Annotated in this window: 2 protein-coding genes and 1 pseudogene; 1 reads left to right on the top strand and 2 read right to left on the bottom strand. The window is 75.7% G+C overall.

Annotation, left to right across the window (positions count from 1 at the left end):
* Positions 1 to 292: 292 nt before the first annotated feature.
* Positions 293 to 535, bottom strand: coding sequence for a hypothetical protein (locus E0D90_RS27375; protein WP_174856259.1), 243 nt, complete (start codon positions 533 to 535; stop codon positions 293 to 295).
* Positions 536 to 1,487: 952 nt separating this feature from the next.
* Between E0D90_RS27375 and E0D90_RS28135 the strand changes: the two are divergent.
* Positions 1,488 to 3,116 (top strand): annotated as a pseudogene (locus E0D90_RS28135) (MinD/ParA family ATP-binding protein); the annotation flags it as partial.
* 114 nt (positions 3,117 to 3,230) lie between these two features.
* On the opposite strand, the gene E0D90_RS24275 reads toward E0D90_RS28135, so the two are convergent.
* A partial coding sequence (locus E0D90_RS24275; RefSeq protein WP_130800094.1) for a bifunctional riboflavin kinase/FAD synthetase occupies positions 3,231 to 4,029 on the bottom strand: 799 nt, incomplete at its 5' end.

Below are 4,029 nucleotides of genomic sequence, written 5' to 3'. Positions count from 1 at the left end.
CCGCACCCCCCACTCCGGCAGGGCCGGGCAGCGGCGGGTTCCCGTCGGTGGCGCCCCAGTCACCTCCGCGTCCCGTCGCGCCGACAGGTGGGTCGGGACCCGAGGAGTCCCCGCCGCGGCAGGACCGGCCCGCCGACGGGCCCGACGGACCGGCCGTCACCAGCCAGGCCACCATGCAGTTCAGCAAGGCCGCGCTGCACAAGGCACTGAACGAGCGGCCCGCACAGGCGCCTCCGCCTCCGCCACTTCCACCGTCCGGTGGCGGCGGACTCCCCCCGCTGCCGCCCGACTTTCAGCTGAAGCCGCCCGCCGGAGCGGGCGAGGGCCCGGCGGGACCGTCCGGTGGTGCCGGAGTACCGCCGACGCCACCGGGCTTCGCGATGCCGCCGGAGCAGCCAAGGAGCGCCTGGTCCGCTCCGGCCGAGCCTGAGCCGCAGCCCGAGGCGAAGCCCGAGCCGGAGCCGCAGCCGGACGTCTCCGGACAGGACGAGGACGGCTCGGGCCCGCCCGCGAGGACACCCTCGTCGGAGTCCATCGCGGAGGTCCTGGCTCCCGGGTCCTCGGACGACGACGCCGACGACCCCGAGGAGCAGCAGGCATCGGTCGGCGCGGTGCACGAGATTCCGGGCCTCGGCGCGGGCCTGCCGGCCGGCGGCGTGCGGGTCGAACTGCCCGGCGCGGCCGAACCGTCGGAGCAGCCGGGTGCCGCGCGGAACGACGCCGCGCTGCCGGAGGCGGGGGACGACGAGCAGTCGGCGACTCCCGAGCCTCCCGCCTCCCCCGGTGCGACGCACCCTGGCGGCATGCCGGGTCCCGGTGCGCCGGGACCGGGCTCCGGCACGGAAGGCGCCAACGAGCTGGAACCGCCCCAGGGACCGCCCTCCACTCCTCCGGCTTCGCGAGCCCCCTGGACCCCGGCCCAGGCGCCCGCCCCGGCGCCGGTCGACGACTCCGCGACCGCGCCGCCCCCGAACCCGTGGGCGGCCCACCGCGGCCAGACGGGCGCCGTCGGATCCGGTACCCCGCCGGCTGCTCCCGCTCCTCGGCAGCCTTCCGCCCCGGCCCCGGCTGAGGCCTCCGCACCGGAGGAGTCGGAGAGCGCGTGGCCAACCGGCGGCATGGCGGCACCGCAGTCCGACCGGCAGGCCCCCGCGGCACCCGGCCAGCCGCCGTCCGCGCCGCCCCACGGGCCCCAGGTGTCCGGCCCGCGGCCGGGAACGGCCTGGCAGAGCGGCGGTTCGGCACCCGGCCCGGCAGCCCCCTGGCCGGGCGGGGGCGGGCACGGGGCTGTTCCGCCCCAGTCCCCGGGGCCGCACCAGCCGAGCCCACCGCACGGCGTGGCACGGTACGCGCAGCAGCAGCCGCCCCCGAACCAGCAGGCTCCGCAGGGCCCCCCGCCGCAGCAGGCGCCGTGGGCCCCGAGTCCGCCCACCCCGCAGTCACCCCATGTGGCGGAGCAGCAGGGTTCACTGCCCGCCGTGCGCCAGGAGCCGGGCCCCGCGCCCACTGCTCCGCGGCAGCACCCGGGGGACGGCCCTCGGCCGCCGTACGGGCAGCCGCCCCAGGCGCCGGGCGCCCCGCACCGCGTACCGCAGCAGCAGTACCCGGGCCGGCCGGGGCCGCAGGGGTACCCGGGACAGCAGCACGGTCGGCCCGGTGCTCCCCAGCAGCCCGTCCATCCGGCGCAGCAGCACGGCGCTCCTCAGCCCCCCGCCCACCCCGCGCAGCCGCACGGTGGCCCGCCACACCCGCAGCAGCACGGTGGCCCGCAGCACCCGCAGCAGCACGGTGGCCCGCAGCACCCGCAGCAGCAACACGGTGGACGGACCGACCCACCCCCCGCCGCCGCACAGCAGGGTCCGGGCGCACCCGCCGCTCCCCACGGACAGGGCCCGGCGCAGCCGACCCAGGACCCGCGCGCGACCGGTGGCTGGCCGGTGCAACAGTCAGCCCCGCAGCCGGGCTCCCTCGGCTACACGGCTTCCGTGGAGCTGTCCTCGGACCGGCTGCTCCAGGACAAGCGACGCAACAAGCAGCGTTCGCAGCCCGCCAGCAGGCCAGCCTCCCGCTTCAAGATCGGCGGGAAGGCGGCCGAGGCGGAGCGGATGCAGAAGCTCCAGGTGATCCGCACCCCGGTGCTGTCCTGCTACCGGATCGCGGTGATCAGCCTCAAGGGGGGCGTCGGCAAGACGACCACCACCACGGCGCTGGGGGCGACTCTCGCCTCCGAGCGGCAGGACAAGGTCATCGCGATCGACGCCAACCCCGACGCGGGCACGCTCGGGCGGCGGGTCCGGCGTGAGACCGGTGCCACCATCCGGGATCTGGTCAGCGCCATCCCGTACCTCAACAGCTACATGGACATCCGGCGGTTCACCTCGCAGGCACCGTCCGGGCTGGAGATCCTGGCCAACGACGTGGACCCCGCGGTCTCCACCACGTTCAACGACGAGGACTACCGCCAGGTCATCGACGTACTGGGCAAGCAGTACCCGATCATCCTGACCGACTCGGGCACCGGCCTGCTGTACAGCGCCATGCGCGGCGTACTCGATCTCGCCGACCAGCTGATCATCGTCTCCACGCCGTCGGTGGACGGTGCCAGCAGCGCCTCCACGACGCTGGACTGGCTGGCGGCACACGGCTACGGCGACCTGGTGCAGCGCAGCGTGACCGTCATCTCCGGGGTTCGGGAGACCGGGCGGATGGTGAAGGTCGAGGACATCGTGGCGCACTTCCGCACGCGCTGCCGAGGCGTGGTGGTCGCCCCCTTCGACGAGCACCTGGCCGCGGGGGCCGAGCTCGACCTGGACCTGATGCGGCCGAAGACGCGGCAGGCGTACTTCGAGCTGGCCGCGCTGATCGCCGAGGACTTCGCCCGCGCCCAGCAGGAGCAGGGGCTGTGGACGCCGGACGGGTCCATGCCGCCGCATATGGCGCCCCCGCTTCCGGGGCAGCCACAGCCGGGGTACGGCTACGGCTATCCGCAGGAACAGCAGCCGGGTTACGGCTACCCGCCGCCGGTGCAGCCCGGTTACGGCTACCCGGCCCAGCAGCCGGGGCACGGCCGTCCGCCGCAGGCCGGCCCGGGGTGGCAGCAGCCACCGCAGCGCTGACGGAGCGCGTGCCCCGGCACGTGTACGCGCGGGCGCCCCGTTCCCCGCATGGTGCGGGGGCGGGGCGCCCGCGGTGTGTGGCCGCCCGGAGGGGCAGACCTCACGTGGGGTCGTTCAGTCGGCGCTGACCGCGAGGGTGCCGGGCGGGGCGGTGGTGAGGTCCCGCGCGCGGGCCACGTCCTCCGCCATCCGGTCCGTGAGCGCGTCGACGGAGTCGAACGTCTCCTGTCCCCGCAGCCGTGAGCGGAAGTCGACGGCGACGTGCTGGCCGTACAGGTCGAGGTCGGTACGGTCCAGCGCGTAGGCCTCGACCGTGCGCTCGGTCCCGTCGAACTGGGGGTTGGTACCGACCGAGATCGCCGCGGGGAGTGAGTCCGTGCCCAGGGTGAGCCAGCCCGCGTAGACACCGTCGGCGGGGATCGCCGAGTGGGCGACCGTGTCGAGGTTGGCGGTGGGATAGCCGAGTTCGCGTCCGCGTCGCGCCCCGTGCACCACGACGCCCTCCACTCGGTGAGGCCGCCCCAGCACCTCGGCCGCGGCGGCCACGTCGCCCGCGGCGACGAGCCCGCGGGCCAGCGAGGAGGAGAACCGGCCGGCGCCGGAGGGGGTGTCGGCACTGTCATCCGTCTCGGCGTCCCGGGTGACCAGGTCCACCACGAGCACGTCGAAGTCGTGGGTGAGGCCCAGTTCCCGCAGCGTGTCCACGGTTCCTGCCGCGCGGTGCCCGAACCGGAAGTCGGGGCCCTCGACGACCGTGTGGGCATGGAGCCGTTCGACGAGCACCTTCACCACGAAGTCGTCCGGGGAAAGCTGGGAGAACTCGGCGGTGAACGGCAGCACCAGCACCGCGTCCACTCCCAGCTCCGCCATCAGCCGCGCGCGATGCGGGTGGGTGGCCAGCAGGGGCGGGTGG

The sequence above is a fragment of the Streptomyces otsuchiensis genome (assembly GCF_004305975.1).
Lineage (GTDB): Bacteria > Actinomycetota > Actinomycetes > Streptomycetales > Streptomycetaceae > Streptomyces > Streptomyces otsuchiensis.
Note: the sequence above shows the minus strand (reverse complement) of the source record. Positions and strands in the feature narration are given on the sequence as shown.